This window comes from Ekhidna sp. (genome assembly GCF_040220215.1).
GTDB lineage: Bacteria > Bacteroidota > Bacteroidia > Cytophagales > Cyclobacteriaceae > Ekhidna.
On record NZ_JAVJTR010000010.1, the window covers coordinates 137,645 to 156,348 of the forward strand.

16 protein-coding genes are annotated in these 18,704 nt (G+C 40.1%); 5 read left to right on the plus strand and 11 right to left on the minus strand.

Annotated elements, in window-relative coordinates; all coding sequences use genetic code 11:
• Position 1 precedes the first annotated feature (1 nt).
• The 8 genes from RIC88_RS03750 to RIC88_RS03785 form a co-directional block, all read right to left on the minus strand.
• Positions 2-1,057 carry an efflux RND transporter periplasmic adaptor subunit gene (locus RIC88_RS03750; protein ID WP_350216134.1) on the minus strand — a complete coding sequence of 352 codons (1,056 nt, stop codon included), beginning with the start codon at positions 1,055-1,057 and terminating at the stop codon, positions 2-4.
• A 302-nt stretch (positions 1,058-1,359) separates the two neighbouring features.
• Positions 1,360-2,049, minus strand: coding sequence for a hypothetical protein (locus RIC88_RS03755; RefSeq protein WP_350216135.1), 690 nt, complete (start codon positions 2,047-2,049; stop codon positions 1,360-1,362).
• A gap of 329 nt (positions 2,050-2,378) precedes the next feature.
• The gene (locus tag RIC88_RS03760; protein ID WP_350216136.1) at positions 2,379-2,774 is read right to left on the minus strand and encodes a VOC family protein; all 396 of its coding nucleotides are present in this window, start codon (positions 2,772-2,774) and stop codon (positions 2,379-2,381) included.
• 52 nt (positions 2,775-2,826) lie between these two features.
• Positions 2,827-3,213: a helix-turn-helix domain-containing protein gene (locus RIC88_RS03765; protein ID WP_350216137.1), complete on the minus strand. Its 387-nt coding sequence runs from the start codon at positions 3,211-3,213 to the stop codon at positions 2,827-2,829.
• A gap of 362 nt (positions 3,214-3,575) precedes the next feature.
• Positions 3,576-4,010 (minus strand): hypothetical protein, encoded by a 435-nt coding sequence (locus RIC88_RS03770; RefSeq protein ID WP_350216138.1) that lies wholly within the window; start codon positions 4,008-4,010, stop codon positions 3,576-3,578.
• A 182-nt stretch (positions 4,011-4,192) separates the two neighbouring features.
• Complete coding sequence (locus RIC88_RS03775) at positions 4,193-4,909, minus strand: hypothetical protein (protein WP_350216139.1); 717 nt, start codon at positions 4,907-4,909, stop codon at positions 4,193-4,195.
• 69 nt (positions 4,910-4,978) lie between these two features.
• The gene (locus RIC88_RS03780) at positions 4,979-5,560 is read right to left on the minus strand and encodes a VanZ family protein (RefSeq protein ID WP_350216140.1); all 582 of its coding nucleotides are present in this window, start codon (positions 5,558-5,560) and stop codon (positions 4,979-4,981) included.
• Positions 5,561-5,835: 275 nt separating this feature from the next.
• Positions 5,836-8,367: a zinc-dependent metalloprotease gene (locus RIC88_RS03785; protein WP_350216141.1), complete on the minus strand. Its 2,532-nt coding sequence runs from the start codon at positions 8,365-8,367 to the stop codon at positions 5,836-5,838.
• 169 nt (positions 8,368-8,536) lie between these two features.
• Between RIC88_RS03785 and RIC88_RS03790 the strand changes: the two genes are divergently transcribed.
• The 4 genes from RIC88_RS03790 to RIC88_RS03805 all read left to right on the plus strand — a co-directional run bounded on the left by RIC88_RS03790 (position 8,537) and on the right by RIC88_RS03805 (position 15,193).
• Positions 8,537-9,544 (plus strand): S41 family peptidase, encoded by a 1,008-nt coding sequence (locus tag RIC88_RS03790; RefSeq protein ID WP_350216142.1) that lies wholly within the window; start codon positions 8,537-8,539, stop codon positions 9,542-9,544.
• Between the two features lie 44 nt (positions 9,545-9,588).
• Positions 9,589-12,453, plus strand: a complete 2,865-nt coding sequence (locus RIC88_RS03795) for a PD-(D/E)XK nuclease family protein (protein WP_350216143.1) — start codon at positions 9,589-9,591, stop codon at positions 12,451-12,453.
• 811 nt (positions 12,454-13,264) lie between these two features.
• Positions 13,265-14,131: an ATP-binding protein gene (locus tag RIC88_RS03800; protein WP_350216144.1), complete on the plus strand. Its 867-nt coding sequence runs from the start codon at positions 13,265-13,267 to the stop codon at positions 14,129-14,131.
• Positions 14,132-14,455: 324 nt separating this feature from the next.
• Positions 14,456-15,193, plus strand: coding sequence for a pentapeptide repeat-containing protein (locus tag RIC88_RS03805; protein ID WP_350216145.1), 738 nt, complete (start codon positions 14,456-14,458; stop codon positions 15,191-15,193).
• 73 nt (positions 15,194-15,266) lie between these two features.
• Here RIC88_RS03805 and RIC88_RS03810 read toward each other — a convergent pair whose 3' ends face one another.
• Genes RIC88_RS03810 through RIC88_RS03820 form a run of 3 tightly spaced genes read right to left on the minus strand, consistent with a single transcriptional unit; the run spans position 15,267 to position 17,521 of the window.
• Positions 15,267-16,127: an ABC transporter substrate-binding protein gene (locus RIC88_RS03810; RefSeq protein ID WP_350216146.1), complete on the minus strand. Its 861-nt coding sequence runs from the start codon at positions 16,125-16,127 to the stop codon at positions 15,267-15,269.
• A gap of 17 nt (positions 16,128-16,144) precedes the next feature.
• Complete coding sequence (gene arsS / locus RIC88_RS03815; RefSeq protein ID WP_350216147.1) at positions 16,145-17,182, minus strand: arsenosugar biosynthesis radical SAM (seleno)protein ArsS; 1,038 nt, start codon at positions 17,180-17,182, stop codon at positions 16,145-16,147.
• A gap of 3 nt (positions 17,183-17,185) precedes the next feature.
• On the minus strand, positions 17,186-17,521 hold the full coding sequence (locus RIC88_RS03820; RefSeq protein WP_350216148.1) for an arsenosugar biosynthesis-associated peroxidase-like protein: 336 nt from the start codon (positions 17,519-17,521) through the stop codon (positions 17,186-17,188).
• 81 nt (positions 17,522-17,602) lie between these two features.
• Here RIC88_RS03820 and RIC88_RS03825 point away from each other — a divergent pair, with 81 nt between their 5' ends.
• Positions 17,603-18,613: a quinone oxidoreductase family protein gene (locus RIC88_RS03825; RefSeq protein WP_350216149.1), complete on the plus strand. Its 1,011-nt coding sequence runs from the start codon at positions 17,603-17,605 to the stop codon at positions 18,611-18,613.
• Positions 18,614-18,704 lie beyond the last annotated feature (91 nt).

An 18,704-nucleotide genomic window follows, 5' to 3' on the forward strand; every position in this document is an offset into this window, starting at 1 on the left:
GTTAGTTGATCGTTACGTTTACTGGCATCCCCGGACCGATCTGTAAGATGCCAGTTGTAATTACCGTATCACCTTCATTAATGCCGGAAGTAACCTGAATCCGATCCTCTGTACGTATGCCCGTACTTACCTGCGCGGGAGTCACCTTACCGTTTTTATATAGAAAAACCTTTTTCCCGCTCAACTCCGGAATGACTGATTCGGTAGGGATCATCAGTGCATTGGGGATGGTTTCCAGCGTCAGACTAACCCGGGCAAACTGTCCCGGGAACAGCTTAGACTCATCATTTCTTGCTTTTGCGCGCAGACTGATGCTTCGGGTCTGAGGATCAATCAAAGGCTCTATAGCATAAATCTCGCCGGTAAACTGCTCATCATAGCCATCTACCTCAAAAGTCAATTGATCACCATTGTTTACTAAGCTGATGTATTTGCTGGGGATGTTGAATTCCAGCTTGATCGGGTTGATCCGGTAAAGCTCGGTGATACGGGCGCCCGGATTTAAATAGCTGCCCTCCGCGATATCTCTAAATCCGGAGATTCCGGAAAAGGGTGCTTTGATGTAGTGCTTTTGGAGCCTCGCTTCAAGTACTTTAATTTCTGACTTTACGGTATTGAGCGTGGTGAGTGCTGTTTCATATTCTTCCCGACTGATCGCTTCTTTTTCCAGCAGCACCTTTTGTCGGTATTCATCGTCTTCGTTCAGTTTTTTGGTGAACTGAAGCTTTTCAATTTCTGCAAGTATCTCATCGTCGTTGAGGGTAACAATGGTCTGTCCTTTGGTGACCTTTTGCCCCTCTTTAAATGAAATCTTCTCGATTTTGCCGGAGAGCTCCGAGTTTAAGACCACCGATTCATCAGCAATCAAAGAGCCGGTCACGTTTACTGTGTTTGCCAGCTGCTCGCTATTGACGATGATCGCATTCACCGTAAGTTTTTCACTTTGGGTGTTGGATGGGGCATCATCTGCGTCAGTACTTGTGACTTTCGGGAGCTTGGGGTAGGCAATCAATCCGATTACTACCAGGATGATGACTACATACAGTATTCTCTTCACAGATTTGTTCATTATGCGCCTTGATTACATGGTAAGACCACAAGAAGTCCTGAATGTTTGAGTTGGAACATTTAAAGTTCAATAAATATTCCATAGATGAGCACATTTATAAGCCTCATTTTGATGAGTGGTGAAATGGTGGTATCAGTTTAGTGGATTGCAACAAATGAAATTTAAGATAGGTTTTCGATTTCGTGAGGACACGAACCGAGGCTGGGAGAGGGGGGTTAATTCATCCTCATTACAAACGAGGACGAGAGTGGCGAGCATTTTCATTTTCTAATATTGATCGACCCCAAAAATTATTTGATTCGGACTTGTCCACATGGTATCGATATATAATTATTGGGTGCATCAAAGCTTATACCATAGATAAGATCTAAAGGCTGATTTTTCAAATGGTAATGGACTGTTGATTCTACAGGATAATGTGGCGATTCATCATGCCATTCAACTGCCAATTGAGACCTTGTGACACCATTTGCTATTTCTGAGGCAAAAAGCATCCCTATATATATAGTGGATTGTTTATTCGGCTCTATCACTGAATTGAATTCAAATTTTTGGGGATCACCAGACTCAAAAAACTTTTCTAAATCCAGGCCGAAATTGAAAGTGTCCTTTATTGCTATTGGGATATATTTTTCAGGTACAAGGAAAACATTTAACTCAATAGTAGAATCAGGTAAAAGTGATATTGAGCTTCTAGGAAATTTGATGTCAAAATTTATCGGTACAATCGTGTCATTAATAATTTGTATTCTAAAAACTGTATATCTATAGTCAATGCCAGTAGAACTTAAATAACGACCACCCCTTGGTCCTGTATTGATTATGCTAAAACCACCAGTACTATCTGATTCCTCAGAGGGATTTGCCTGTTTAATGGCTTTCTTTTCTGAATTGGATTCAATTGCTAGTTTTTTATTTTCAGTTTGGACGCATGATGTTAGAAGGAGCAATCCGATTAGGTAATGTGCAATGAATTTCATCTTTTGTTTTAAATAGCTCTTATCTAGTCCTCGTTTGTAAAAAGGATTCTTAAAAAATTTAAGCAGTTAACTTATCAATTCAACCTCATAATACCCTTAAAACCAGCATTATCTTTTGCTGAGCTGAATATATAATGTTCCGGTTCTCTTCTACGCACGCGTTGTAAACGCGCTAGGTTGGGGTTTAGCGAAGGTTATCTGTTCGTGAGGATATGAACTGAGGCTGGGGTGTACATTGTAAATGCTGGTAGTTTAGTCATCCTCGTTACAAACGAGGACGAGAGGGAGGTAGAAAGCACTTCTGTTTCTTGGCTTGTGGGCAGTAGTATTTACAGTGTCTCGACAAGTTGGATATTATTCCCACAGGTATCGTTAAAAACTGCGACTTTCCAAGTTCCCATTTCTGTTGGCTTCATACTGAATTCGACACCTAGGGCAATCAATCGGTCATATTCTTCCTGCACATCGTTCACATCGAATTGAGTCCACGGAATTCCCGCCTCCATCAATGCATCTTGAAAGACTTTCATTGGCTCAAAATGATTGGGTGCTGGTTCCAGCAATAACTCTGGCCCATCTTGCCATTCCGGTGAAACCAAAGTCAGCCATCGATTGCCACCTTCTAGAGGAGTGTCGAGTTTCTTAATAAATCCTAGTTTTTCAGTATAAAACCTGAATGCCTTTTCCTGATCCTGAACCGGGATGCTCATGATGGTTACCTTCATCTTTAATTGATTTAAGTTTATCTACACCAAAGATGAAGTATCATAAATTAATTTATTTCTCGAAAGTTGCTCTTTTCCGAAATTGTCCTGGTGTCTCTCCGGTTTTCGTTTTGAATAGTGCGCTGAATGATCCCAAACTCGTAAATCCAACAGCATAACATGATTTCGTGACGGTCATTCCTTTTACCAGGTGTTCTTTAGATTTTTCAATTCGTTTATCGATCAAATATTGCTTTGGGGTGAGACCGTAATATTTTTTGAATAAGCGTATAAGATGATATTTAGAAATTAGTTGAATTTTTGACAGTAGATTCATGTTCAAATCAGCTTCATAGTTAGCGTCTATGAAGTTTCTAACTGCAATTATTGCGTCGATCTGATCCTGATTTTTATAAAGGTTCGTCTGAAGATTTTTAAGCTTTTGTTCGTAAAATGTCATTTTCAAGCTGCAGGTATTACTGCAAACATCAATATAACGAAACAATACAGCTCGTTATCCACCTTTCAAATATAACTAGAGTGCGCGTTTACATCCAATATGGTAGACTCACACTTTTTTCATTGCCAACTGTGCAAAGTGGCTAGCCAAAATCAAATCCCGTCCATCACTTAAGCCAGCCTCGTGATTTTTGGCGGGAGCTCGCTATTGCGAGCTTGATGGGATCGTGCTTACAAAACAGGCATGAAGCTATTCCCCATTTTGATGGTCTTCTTGCCATGGTTTTCTTTGTAAATCAATGTTTGATGAGGGTACGAACAGAGGCATTGAATTTGATTTTCCAAAAGGTTTGCGGAGTAGAATTAATCTTGTGTCCTTGTTAAAATATATCTGGATCCTACGGATCTCATGTTTTTATATTTCTTTCCTATGCTCAACATGTTAGGATCTAGGATCAAGGTGTCTTTATTGATCTCATCAACTCTTAGCCAAGTAAAACCGGAACCATCATAACAAGATAGATTGTCACCTATAGAGTCAGGTAGATTTATAGCGTATGATCCATATACTGAGTCTCTATATGACATGAAAAGTGAGTCACCAGAAAACCTGAAAGAAATTTGATCTGCATCTATTTCTACAAACAGATCTCCTTTTTGATTAATTGAATCTGATTCTTCGAGCAGGTATTTACTTTGAAGATGTCCTTTCCATAGTCCATCAAATAATTCATTGATAGGTTGAGACGAAGCGGTTATGCTAATGAATATGCATATAAAGGTTGCGGTTACTTTCATGTTTTCAAAGGCTGTTTTTTATACTTAAAATCTTTTCCACAATCAAAGCAATGCACCTCCCGATTTATGAAGGGCAAAGGGAAGCCAATCAATAACACCGTGATAGCAAAGGCTCTAGCCGATAGTCGTGGTTTTGAAACTTCTTCGGAATTACAATTAGGACATCTTAACATAATGAGAAACTAATGATAGAGTTCATTGTAACAGAATAATGTAATGGAGTCAGCTGCCAAAATTAGCATCTCCTTATTCATTGTATATGAGTATTTCTCTTTAAAGATTGTTGCCAGTGTGTCATCACTATAAATCTCTATCAAGTCATCTTTCAGTGACCATTTTGCATTGATTAGTCTTGTGGTAAACCCGGGGATAGTGGCAGACCCGTCTGCATGGAATTGAATTTTTTCTTCACATTCATCGATTCCCTTAAATTGTATTTCGTCGTGCAGGGTATTCGGATAGTAAACCTCTCCCTTATAAACCATCTGATCCAGACACCAATTTCTGCCTACCAGCTTCTGAAAATCATTAGGAGCATGATAGGTTTTTATGCTTACCGCAATAATGATGGCCAGTGCAATTACTCCCATGAGAATGTAAAATCCTGTTTTCAATTTCTTTTGAAAACCTATATCATTGAGCTTTTTTTCCAGCCCGGACAATTCGACCATCTCATCTTTTATGAAGCCTCCATCTATTAAAATTTTACGTGCTTTATGAATGTTTTTCTCCCGAACCTGAAGCTTGATACCTCCGATAGCATTTGAGAGAAAGTTGTGTGCCTGAACTGAAAGTTCATCCAATGTTCGAAACTCAACTCCTTCTGAAGCTAACTTGGATTTGGCAACAGCTAGCTCTGATGGATATGTAAATGTTGCGATGGTTTTAAAATCGTTCACGAGGAGGCTTGATTTTTTTAAGTTGTGAAAATATAACATTTCACTTTTCGATATAAAGTCGAGTCATACTTAGTTATCATTTCCACATTTGTCATGGTTTGGATTTGTACTGAATCGTCTTCGTAACCATCGCAGTATGCTACTGCCCGCAATAGCCATCACGATGACCATCCCATTAAAAAGGATGTCTTGAAAATCAAATACCCGATAAGGCAGCAAGAGTTGAATGCTCTCATCCATTACTCCAATAAAGAAGGCTAGCAGAATTGCCTGGAGGGCAGGCATTAATTTTGAGTTCGTGGTTGTTGCTCGTTCTTGCAGGGCGCTGAAGACAAAGATTGAAAGCACTCCGTATTCAATCATATGACTTCTTTCCGGAATTCCCAGTCTAACGTAAAGCATTACAACGAGAGCCACTGATCCGACCAACAGTATCCATTCGACGTTGTTGGGTTTGGTTCTAATGCCGTGTATCAGAATTGCTAGACTTACCAAAACCATCCCCAATACAAAGAATACTGCCTGAATATTTTGATCTCGCAGCTGGTTGGCCAGAGGATTTCCTATGAACAGGGTAAGAAAGATTGTTGCAGCCGCAACACCTGCGCCTAGCCACATTCTTTTTTCACGAGATGATTTAAAGCGGGTCATTGGCTTCTTTCAAAGATACCCGGTTTATTCAATGAAGTTTTTTGCCATGGTTTGTGTCTTCACAAACCAACGTTTCATGAGGACACGAACTGGGGCATTAATGGGAGAGGGGTCTTATATACCATGGTCAAGAATTCAGGCAAAATGACGGTCCAGCATGACTCCTTATTAAATTCAAGGTCACCCTGAACTTGTTTCAGGGTCTACTTTTTATTTGATAAAAAAACTCCTTCCCATCGCTGAGAAGGAGTCATCTTTTTTAGCTTATTAAAATGCTAATCCTCATCCATAGCTTGTTCAATTAGATAGGTTAGGTATTGCCTGTGACCCTCTGTTGCGCTATCTGGGGACTTTGCTTTTGAAACCATCTTATTTATTGATTTTAGCTGTCGGAAGGCTTCCGCTTTGGATACGTGATTGTAATCATCAGCCTTCATCACACCCACCAGTCTATTTACATATTCAGTCTGGAGGTTTTGTCTGCGATAGTTTACACTGCCGGCAATATCATCCTTAAACACTCCGTTTGTCAGGTCGGTGGCATATTCTGCTAGCCTGTAAGTGTTGCCATACATCTCCGAATCTATGATCCTTTGCCATGTACGTTCATGCATCATGTGATTTAGGATGTTTTGCTGGAAGGCCAGAATCCGATCATGGATTTTTGGATCCTCTGTCTGCCCCCAAAAGTCAAACCCCCTGCGTTGATTTTGCAGGTAGCTATACACTTCTGATGGGGTTTGCATGGCATTCGGGCTGAAGCCGTAGGTGTTAATGGCATTCATGGCTTGCTTTTGCATAGCATATGGCACAGGAGTAAAAGGCTGGGTAGCACCCTCTTGCCCAATAAAAGATCGGTCTACATACACGCCTCCCGGATACCTGCTGATGGCTGTTAGACCTTGCCACCAGTCCCCGGTTAGGAAGTAATAACAGTTATTGAAATACTGGTAGGAAGTGTTCTCTTTAGCTACCTTATCCATCAGGCCTTTTAAGGATTGATCAATCAGCTTGAACCGGTCAATTGCATATTCAATTGGCTGGTTGGTCTGATCCCACGTTTGCGCCCGTGGATCTATCCCTCTGCCAGGGGAGCGCATGTCATCGGCATCATTACCAAACAATAACTCTGGCTGGGAGGAACGGGACAAAATCTCGTTTAGACCCGCATCCTCTTCTTTCGGGTCAAATACTTTATAACCATATTCGATTGCCCACTTGTCGTACGGACCGGGAGTCACTTCATAATAAAGGCCTTGCTTCTCAGCATCCAGCGCTAGGTTTACTCCGGAATAATCCATCACTGAGCCGGTCATCCCATAGGTGCTGGTAAACTCTTTGTCATGCACTTTTTCATTGTCCAGGAAGTGACTTGCTTTAAAGTTGTGATTCAACCCCAGGGTGTGGCCCACCTCGTGTAGCGAAAGCATCATTAATGATTGATTGATCAGTTCTTTCTCCTCTGCTTCACCTCGGCCAAGTGCCCGGATCATGGTGCGTCCGGCATTGAAATTGACTGCCAGCTCCGATGCAAAAGCGCAATGCTTAGCATTGAACCGTTCGGGTCTGGTGGAAGTCGTACGTGTATAGATATCACTCTCTGTGATCTCAGCACGAATAAATCCATAGTACATGATTACATCTGCTCCGAGCATCTGTCCTGTTCTTGGGTTGAAAAAGCTAGGCCCAAAGGCACCTCCGTAAAGCCCACGAGGCAGAGATACCCAGCGAATCACATTATAGCGAATATCGTCAGCATCCCATTCGGCATCATCAGGCTGGATTTTTACTACCATTGCATTTTTAAAGCCTGCTTGTTCAAAAGCACGGTTCCAGCGCAGTATACCCTGCTTGATAGGTTCTCTGAAATCTTCCGGGGTGGTGTTTTCAATCCACCAAACGATTGGTTCCACTGGCTCTGATAGTTCAGCGTTGGGATCTTTTTTTACCAGGTGCCAACGTGAGATCATATCTCTGAATGGTGTTGCTGAGCGATCAACCATATCTGTAACACGCTGGCCAAAATAGCCTACCCGAGGATCATCAAATCGTGGGCGATAGTCATTATCTGGCATCTTGATAATGGTATTATAGACCTTTATACTCAAAAATCGTGGATCAGTTAGGTCATCATCCCAAACGGGCCAAAACATGCCTGCCGTAGAATTTTCATATATCATTTCTACTCGAAAGTCAGTGTTCTCTTCAAAGCTTTTGATTTGTAAAAATTTTGTTTTGCTGTCACTAAGACTTCCAAACTTCAGGGCATTAGGGTCTTTATTGCCAGGATCAGGTCTTGGTGTTATTTGAACAAAAGCTTCTTTTAAAAACAAAGGTTCTGCTTTAATGAGATGTGTTTTACCGTCTTTAGATGACGCTTCGATCTTTTCTGAATAGATAATTGGTCTATTCAGGTTAGCATCTTTTGCTCTGCTTAACGGGTCATTTGGATCAAAATAGGCCGTTATGTTTTCAAGGGTGATTTCAATTCGCTCGTAGCTCTTACTAATTGTAAATACCTTCTCATAACCATAGCTGCCTCTCTCATAAAAGTCGAGAGGTGCATCCATAATCTGAGAAAAATGGATATACTCAGGACCTATTTGATCCTGACGTACCTCCATGTAAACACTGCCTTTGATAGTATCCTGATACACTTTGAAAAGTCCATCATAAACTTTGCAGTTTTTCGTGATGTCTTCTATGGTCTTTTCATCGGGCTTTTCATCTTCCTTGTCTTTATCCTGGGAGTGAGCAGGTGTGAATAGTCCTACCCATAGCATAGCGATAGCAATTTTTTTAATCATGTGTGAAATGGTGTTTGGTGTGGAGGTTAATTTACCCAATTATCTGCTGATTTTTAAGTGATTACATTTATAAAATAGATCGATGGAAATGAAGTCTATCATTTCCACAAACGGTAACACTTATCATCTCATTCAAACGTATTAGTATCAGCACTTACCTAAATAACTCATGCGACTAACTAAGATCACCTTCTATCTGCTTTTCATTCCACTGATTTCCTGCTCGCAAAAACCGGATGTCCAACATGAAACATTTAATGAATTGTGGACGCTGCTGGATGAGCGATATTCATTATTTGACATACGTGAAGTAGACTGGCAAAAAGTTAAAGAAGCCTATGAGCCAAAACTAAATGATGTTGATACAGAAGATGAGCTGTTTGATTTATGTTGCCAGATGATCTCCGAACTGCATGACGGCCATACCTCTCTGATCGATAGCAAAAGCGATTTGCGCTGCAACAGCTTTACCTATTCCGATACTGCGGCTATCCTCAAAGCCTATGAGAGCAAGGAAGCTTTTTGGAAGGTGTCTGATGCAACGCTAAAATCGAATGGTTTTAATGAACTGCAAGAAATTGATGAACATGTTTTCGTGAGTTCGAATGAGCGTTTTGGTTACATACGACTCAACCTGATGGCAGGAACCTATCAGGCTTTTGCGGAAGCATTGGATCAGGTAAAGGATAAAGATGGTCTCATCCTGGACATTCGACTCAATCCGGGTGGTAATGACGAAACGCTGCATAAAATCGCCGGACGTCTGGTGGATGAAACCTATATCTCTCATTATAAAGAAACACGAATGGCTGGAAAGAATGAATACACCAAGCTGAGAAGCTGGGAGGTGAGGCCCGAAGGACCTTATCAATTTCTAAAACCCATCGCCCTTCTTACCAGCAACTTTACGGCCAGTGCCAGTGATGTGTTCACACTTTCCCTGAAGGGACGTGAAAACGTAACCATAGTAGGCACACCTACCATGGGAGCCATGTCGCATGTCGCATCCCAACGATTGAAGAACGGGTGGAGGCTTAATTACTCCAACAAACGCACCTACTCAAGAGATATGGTTCTTTATGAAGGCAAAGGAATACCTCCGGATGTATTTGTGGAGAGCGTCGACCCAACAAAGGATCAGGTTGTCTTGAAAGCAATAGAACTACTGCAAGATTGATTCCGATACTTGCTTTTTAGTTGGCAATTGTAGAATGTTGCCGCATGGCCTTTCTCTCCGAAGTTGCAGATCATTTACTCGAGCATCATCATGATCATTTAGGGGATTGTACTGTGGTATTCCCTAACCGAAGGGCCGGTCTATTCCTGAAGAAGCATCTTTCTAAGAAAGTTGATAAACCGGTATGGTCACCGGCAACACTTAGTTTGGAAGATTTTCTTTTTTCCTTTTCCAATACTAAGAAGACTGACCCACTCACGCTTATTTTCGAGTTGTTTGAGGCGTTCAAAACACACCAGGTGCAGTCCGAAGGGTTTGAGTCTTTTTATTTCTGGGGGGAAATGTTGTTGCGTGATTTTGAAGAGGTTGATCATTACCTGGTTAATCCCGAACAGCTCTTTACTTATGTAAAGGATGATCGTCAACTGGCAGAAGACTTTTACTTCCTGGATGAAGAGCAGGAGAAGATCATTAAAAAATTCTGGCAAGAATTCCTGCCAACCGCAACTAAAACCCAAGAGCAATTTGTAGAGACCTGGCGTATCCTCATGCCTGTCTATGCCACCTTTAAGGAACGGATTAAAACTCAAGGCGTAGGATATACTTCTCATGTCTATCGTGAGCTGGTTGAAGATTTGGAGAAGATTAATTACTCTGAAAAGCCGTTGATTTTTGCCGGGTTTAATGCGTTAACTCCTGCAGAGGAAGTACTAATAAAACATTTTGTCTCTGAATACAAGGCAGTGGTGATATGGGACATAGATGGCTATTACATAAATGATGAGAATCAGGAAGCTGGCGATTTTTTACGTCGTTATGCCAAAGACCCAATTCTGGGTGAAAGTTTCCCAAACCCACTCCCAGAGAAAGTTAAGCAACCAAAAGAAGTAGATGTTACAGGTGTTTCACTGGAGGTTGGCCAGGCGAAGTTGATCGGGGAGGAAATTGACCGACTGATGACTGCAGGAGCTAAGAAGGAGGAGATTGTAGTGGTGCTGCCTCAGGATTACATGCTTTTTCCTGTTTTGAATGCGATTCCTGAAAAAGTAGATAAGCTCAATGTAACCATGGGGTACCCGCTTAAGGATACACCATTGTTTGGATTGCTGGAAGCAGCTATTGAATTACAGGAGCATGCCAGCCTTTCAGCGGAGAACGGCCTCTCGTTTTATCATAAGCCAACCATCGATATCCTGAGTCATCCTTACCTCTACAAGGATGACAAAAATCCATTAGATAAGCTGATTCGCGAAATCAAGAAGAAAAATCAGATTCGAATATTCCAGCAAGAAATTCTAGGTATCCAGTCTTCTGTTCTCAATACCATTTTTAGGCAAGTAGGGGAGCAAGAGAGTCTTGCCGGATACCTGCAGGAAATTATTGTGGTGCTTGGAGATCAGGTCATTGAGCGTTTCGGTTTAGAACGAGAATATCTATATCACTTTCAGCAGCTGCTGTCTCGTCTGAATGAGATCCTTGAAAAGCAATCAACGGTCATTGACATCAAGACCTTCAAAGGGTTGTTTAGAAAAGCTGCACGATCCGTAAAAATCCCATTCACCGGGGAGCCAGTAGAAGGACTACAGGTTATGGGGGTGTTAGAGACTCGTAATCTGGACTTCAAGCACGTGTTGATGCTAAACATGAATGAAGATATTTTCCCTGCCTCTCAGCGCGCAGGTTCTTTCATCCCATATCGCATTCGGAAGGCTTTTGATTTACCGACGTTTGAAACGCAAGATGCGATCTATGCCTACCTGTTCTATCGATTGTTTCAAAACTCGCAAATGCTCTTCTTTTATTATAACATGTATGCGGACTTTGGATTGAGCGGGGAGGTGAGCCGGTTCATTCGACAAATAGAACTAGAGAGCGGATTGGAAGTAAAACGCAAGAAACTGAGTAATTCCATTCAGGTCAATGAGATAAAACCAATTTCCATTGAAACTACCTCAGAGGTGTTGGACAAACTATCCATTTACACAGATGCTGTTCCTGAGATGGACCAGAGAAGGTTGTCAGCTTCAGCATTAAACATCTACCTGGATTGTCGTTTGAAGTTTTATTTCCGATATGTGCTTAGGCTGTTCTCTGGTGATGAGATGAGTGATGATCTGAACGCAAGACATTTCGGAAATGCACTTCACCGCACCCTGGAATACCTCTATTTGGATACAATGAATGAAAAAGGGAGTCGGGTGATTGATGAGAATGATTTTTTCCGGATGGAGAGTTCTATTGACGGGGCAATGGAAAAAGCTTTTAAGGATGAGTTTGGGATGAAGGGCAAAAAGCGCTTTGAGTTTAAGGATCGAAATGTGGTGATGGCGGAAATCATTCGAAAGTTTGTGAAGCAAGTGATAGAGATGGATAAACAATATGTCCCTTTCGAAATCATCAGCCTGGAGGCGGAAGATAAATATGAGCGTTTCATTGAGATTCAACCAAATGAAAAATCAATAAATGTAAAGCTGGGTGCAGACATAGATCGTGTGGATAGAAAAGGAGAGACCGTGAGGGTGCTGGACTATAAGACAGGGAGAGACGAAACGGAGATCGGATCCTTCGACAATATTTTCAATCCGGACGTATTTTATAAATATCAACCCGGAAGAAAAGCAGGCTATCAAACCTTCTTCTACGCCTGGCTGTATGCCTCTAAATATGGTCAGGAAAATTCCATAGTCCCAGGATTGATTAATATTAAGCAATTCTTTCAAACCGATTTTGACTACCGTCTGAAAACCAATGGTAATCCGATCGCTGATGCCAGAGCTTATCTACCTCCATTTGAGCAAAAGATGAAAGAGTTATTGACGGAAATCTTTAGTAAGGAAGAACCATTCGACCAGACAGAGGATCTAAAGAAATGTAACTTTTGTGATTTTCGTGGGATCTGCGAGCGATAAATTCGGTATAAACCACATTTAACATTTTTTAGAATTTATTAGCATTTTTATTGTCTTTATCCTGTTGCATGGATAAAGGAAGGAGTTTGATAATGAAGAAGCCAGGAGCTTTGCTTTTCGGATTAAGATTTTAGTAGTGATTGAGTAGTAGTTTGAGTGATGCACCAGCCAGAAAAGGTTGGGGTTTTTTATGTACGATTAAAGAAGACTTTTAATCGATAAAGCATGCACTTTGATTTCGTGCTGGATACCTCCTCAAACTTGTTGTTCAATTTTGCCCTTTGGTCGAATATCATATTTGAGGACTATTCGTAGAAGATTTCGTGGTTGGTTCACATTGCCAAATAGTATTAATGCAAATTAATTAATCATATGATTATTTGGTTGTTATGTCATTATTGGCAATCGAACGATTAATTGTTTTGATTTCTAGTTCTTATTAAGAATTTATGAACATTCCAGAAAACCTTGCAACTATTGATGAATGTGAATCATCTTTGCATTGTAATCATTAATAAAACGATCCACCGCCATGGAACTTTCTAAATCATCTTCGATAAAAATCCGAATAGGGATGCTGATTTTGATCGGCATGTTTATTCTAAGGGCTTACGCTGAGGCTTTACTTTGAGTGAGTTAAAAATACATACTCAGTTTATCTGAGAGAACGATCCTCTTCATACTTTTATATAAGTATTTAGGTCCTTTTCATTTATGATCAGGACTTTTTTATTTATTTCTACTAAATATACCTTGGCCATTTTTCATAAAACTCAATATATTGGGACTGAATCATCAGCTATGAGATATAATGTTCAGGAAATTAAAGAATTGGCTTCTGAGGGATTATAAGGTTCCGAAATCAGAAGGGGTACAGTTTATTACAATTTTACTACTCACTATCTTAATAGGTCTTCTGGCAATCGGTGAGTTTTTAATTGACTTAAAGGCCACTTCACTTCCGCTCATCCTTCCACTCCTTGCGGTCAATATAATATTATTGATAGCGGCTAAAAAAGGAGGGAATTCTAAATTGATAGGAAACCTGCAACTGCTGGTTTTGTATCTAATGTTTCAACTAAGTTTCTTTTTCCTACCAGGTGTATTTCATGTTATCATTTATTGGATGCCGTCCATACCCTTAATAGCTTTCATTTTTGGAAACCTGAGAACATCACATGTGTGGTTGGTAATCATTTTGATTACACTCATCATAGATGCAGGTTTTGGAAATAGAATGGTGGGTAAGTCGTACATGGCAGATATTCCTTTTACTCAATATGCTTTTGCTGGCTCTGTTTTTGTAATCACACTCGTGGGATGTTTCTCACTTCTTTATAACCTATTGGGCAAATCATACAGTCGTCTAAGAACTAAAAACCGGGAAGTAGTGGAATTGATTAGTCAACTCAAGACCATGAATGGCTCACTTGAAAGAATTGTTGATGAACGAACAAAGGATTTGGAAGTACGAAATGCAAAACTCGAGCGCTATGCATTTATGAACTCACACCTGGTTCGGGCACCATTGGCTAATATATTAGGAGCCGTACAGCATCTTGAAGAAAAATGTGACAAAGAAAGGGCAGATGAGATGTTGAATATTGTTAGGGTTTCTGCGGCAAGTCTCGATGATGTGATTAAAGAAATCGGTCAATCTTTGTCAGAAAAAGAATGAAAATCAGTTTTCAACTTTCAATTCCGGATTAAAACTTTGATCCAAAATTTTTATTGTCTAACTTAATTATGGGTTTAGCAATTAAGCTAAGTCCGTAAGGTGGTTAGATTGGACCTTGCAGTTTATTGGCTGCAAAGGCCACACCAACCCAAAGGCGAGTGACCCTCGCCTTTTGGATTTTGGAAACTCCATTGAGCTTTTATTTTTAACCGATCCCCATCCCGGGTGTAACCATTGATATTTTAAGAGGTATTTATAGTGTGATGCAACTTTTTTAAACAATGTGCATCTAAATAGTAATACACAATAACAATAGATACGACAATGGAAATCTCAACTTCCCAATCCACAAAAATCAGAATAGCTATGCTGGTGCTTTTTAGTCTTTTCCTACTCAGGGCATTTGCACAGAAGACCGTTACTTCTGCACAGATAATGAAAGACATCAGGGAAGGAAAGGATATCACTTATGAGAACGTGACGATCTCAGGTGATCTTGACTTTACTTATATGGCGGATAAGATGCCCGACTTACCAAAGAAGTCAAAATGGTGGAATAATGGAGGCAATAATACTGTGGAGGAGTCTATTGACGTAATGATTTCATTCAGGAATTGCACGTTTAAGGATGATGTTCTGGCATATATCCACGATGATAGGTCCGGCTATACATTTATTGCTGATTTTGATAAAAATGTAACTTTCAAAAGCTGCGAGTTCCAACAAAACGCCATGTTTAAGTACTCCGACTTTGATGGTAGAGCAGATTTTTCTAACACAAAATTTCAACGAGAGACTACTTTTAAATATGCAGAGTTTGATGAAAAAGCAGACTTTTCTAATACCTTTTTTGAGGATGATGCCACGTTTAAATACGCTCAATTTGATGAAGGTGTAAGCTTCAAGTCAGCGATTTTTGAAGAATCGTGGAATATAAAATACATGAAAGCCAGAGGTGATTTTGATATTTCAGGTCTGGAAGTGAGGGATGATATTGATGCCAAGTACACCAAGATCAACGGGGAAAGCTTCACAAGCTATTTAATTAACAATCGAAACTAATTTCTCTTCATATATACACGATACCAACTCGTGACGTTTTATGAACCTCTGCCCTATATGGGTAGGGGTTTTATTATTTCTGTTCATTTCTCTTCCAGATTATTCCATTTGAAGAAGCTTCTTCATTAATGATTTTAGCTTCCCTCAAGGAATATAAAACTCCTTCAAGCATTTTGTTGCTTACCCATCCATCCACAGACCATTCAGTTGAGTGATACCATCTTTCTGTGTCTTTTAGATCCTGATGATACCTTTTTGCAACTAAATTTGGAGCATCCTCTAATTTCATAAAATCTTCATTTGATCGATGGATCACCTTCAAAACTTTACTAACCAGTTCAGGATCCAGGTCAATGATTTTGTTAGTAGCAGCAATCATAAAGCAAGGCCAGGGCGAAATAAATTCCCCAATTTTCTTGATCTCACCACTCATTACATAAGGCTTAGTGGTGAACTTTTCCCAATAAAATATATCAGCATTTCCATCCTTCAACGAATCAATTCCCCCCTCTACATCTGCCACTTCAATAAACTGATCAGGATTTATAGACTGATTCTCTATCATAGCATGGACGATTGGCATTAGGTGCGAGCCAGAGCCAAACCGACTTATTGCAATTTTTCTGTCAAAAATATTCGGAAACGAAGCGGAATCGGTAGCTGCGTGAATGCCCCAAGTCAATGAGGTTTTTATGTGGCCACTTACAATCTTAGAGGGGTTTCCTTTTAAGATGTCAGAGATAATGCCCTCTGTAAGTAAAATGCACAAGTCAACTTCGTTGTTGCGAAGGGCATCCTTCATGTATCCGGAACCACCAGGAAAATCTGTCCATTCTACTGATATACCTTCATCATTAAACCATCCCTTTTCATTAGCCAGGTGTATTGGTAGATTGAAATGTTCCGGAACACCTCCAATTCTTACTTTTTTCATTTAACAAGCAGATTTTTTTAAGTAGTTGCACCACCACAACTTGAACCAGCCCCTGCAGTGCATCCGTAACAGTGTTGATTTAGGGTTATTTCCCTGTTCGTCAATGCTTCAATATCAAATTCGCTGATATGGCTGGGTGCTTTCACTTTCAGCTCAAGCATTTGATTAAAGTCACAATCATAAAGATAACCATCCCAGCTTACGCTTAGTGTATTCCTGCACATCACACCTTCTGCTGCGACGGGATTGAAAGCATTAACTAATTCATTCATGTAATCCTCATATTTCTCAGTTTTCACCAGATACTCGAGAAATCTGCTTACCGGTAAATTTGTAATAGCAAAAAGATCATTGAACTCAATGTCGTACTCTCTTAGTTTTTTCTTAAACTGAGCTGTTAGGGTTGTTTGATCCCCCGGAAGGAAAGCGCCCGCCGGATTGTAAACCAAATCTAATTTAAGTTTTGAACCCTCCTTTCCATAGCCAACTGCATTTAGCATTTGTAAAGCTTTGATTGATTTATCAAAAACACCATCTCCTCTCTGAGCATCTGTACGTTTTGCTGTGAAATATGGAAGACTGGATACTACATTAACATTGTGCTTTTTAAAGAATTCAGGAAGATCATTATACTTTGGATTGGCAAGAATAATTGTCAGGTTACATCTCACAATTACCTGTTTTCCCATTGCTGTCAGTTCCTCAACGAACCATCTAAAATGAGGGTTCATCTCCGGAGCACCACCCGTTAAATCAACTATTTTTATGTCAGTATCCTGAATGGCATCCAAACATTGCTGCATGGTTTCCTTGGTCATGATCTCTTTCCGATCTGGGCCTGCATCAACATGGCAATGAGCACAAACCTGATTGCACATTTTTCCAACGTTCACTTGAAATATTTCAATGCTTGTTGGCTCAAGAGGAAAATGTCCAATGGCATTGAGCTTATCCTCAAATCGAGGAATATCAATTGCTTCAGCATTATCCAGAACTTCAATTTGTCCTTCAGGAGATGATAGTTTGTGTTTTTGTCTTTTGAGAGATTTTAGCATTCCTTACATTAATTTATCATTTACCTGATTCATCATTTGCACACCGTGAACCAGCGCAGCTCCACCTTTAATTGCCGCAGTAACATGAACAGCCTCCATCATTTGCTCTTCATCAACACCTTTCTTTAGAAGATCGGAAGTGTATGCATCTATACAGTACGGGCACTGCACGGCGTGTGATACAGCAAGGGCTATTAGGGATTTTTCCCTGGCGGTAAGTGCACCTTCTTCAAAAACACTTCCATAGTAATCAAAAAACTTATCTCCCAGCTTTTTTTGCCATTCAGTTATTTCACCGAATTTTTTTAAATCTTCCCTGTTATAATAGGTCTCTTTCATCATTCTGTTTATTTATGGTGAAGTTAAAACATTAAATTGCCAGCGCATTATTAATCAATCCAAACGTCATACATCTAACGAATGAAAGCATATCAACTACGAAAGACTGGTAAGCCACGGATTTTAAAAATCGAAGATATTCCTGAACCATCCCCGACATCAGGAGAGATAAAAATAAAAGTCGAGACCATAGGCATTAATTATGCAGAGATTCTTTCCAGAAAGGGGCAGTATAGTTGGGCACCTAAGAAACCATATATAATGGGTATGGAATGTTATGGCGAGGTAGTTGAACTTGGTGAGAACGCAACAAAATTTAAAGTGGGAGACAAGGTTATTGTTGGTCAGCAGTATGGATCCTACGCAGAATATACCTGCGCACCAGAGCATTTATGTTTCCCCGCTTTTAAGCAATTCACTCCGGAAGAAAATGCTGCATTCCTTGTCAATTTTATGACAGCATGGGTGGCATTGAAAAAGCTTTGCAGGGTTGAGGCTGGCGAAAGAATACTGATACAAGCAGCAGCCGGAGGTGTAGGAACAGCAGCGGTGCAAATTGGAAGTGCCTTGAAGTGCAAGGTTTATGGGACAGCTAGTAGAGATTATAAATTAGAATTGATTGAAAGGCTGGGAGGAATACCGGTCAATTACAAGGTCAATGATTTTTATCAAGAGATAATGAATGATGGTGGTGGAGTTGATTGTGTTTTGGAAACTGTTGGGGGTGATGTCTTTAAAAAGAGCCTAAAGCTCCTCAATTCGTTTGGCAGACTGGTTGTGATTGGGTTTGCAAGTATGAATTTGAAAATGTGGAATCCATTGTCATGGATAAAGACCTACATGGATGCACCGAAAGTGAACATGATGAAAATGGCTACTGAGAGCAAAGGTATTTTCGCATCCCATATAGGATATTTGACTGAGAACGAGAATCTTACCTCCGAAATATGGGATGAACTTTTTGCGTTTGTAAATAAAAATAATTTAAAGCCTATTGTTGGAAAGGTGTTTACGTTTACAAACCTAGCAGAGGCGCATGCATTTATGGAGTCCAGGGATTCTGTTGGAAAGTTGGTTATAAAAATAGATTAAGCTAAAAATTTATTTAATTAAGTTTCCAATAACTCTTTTGTATTATCATTTGATAAAAAAAATTGAAAAAAGCTTTGTTGAGTAATTAAAA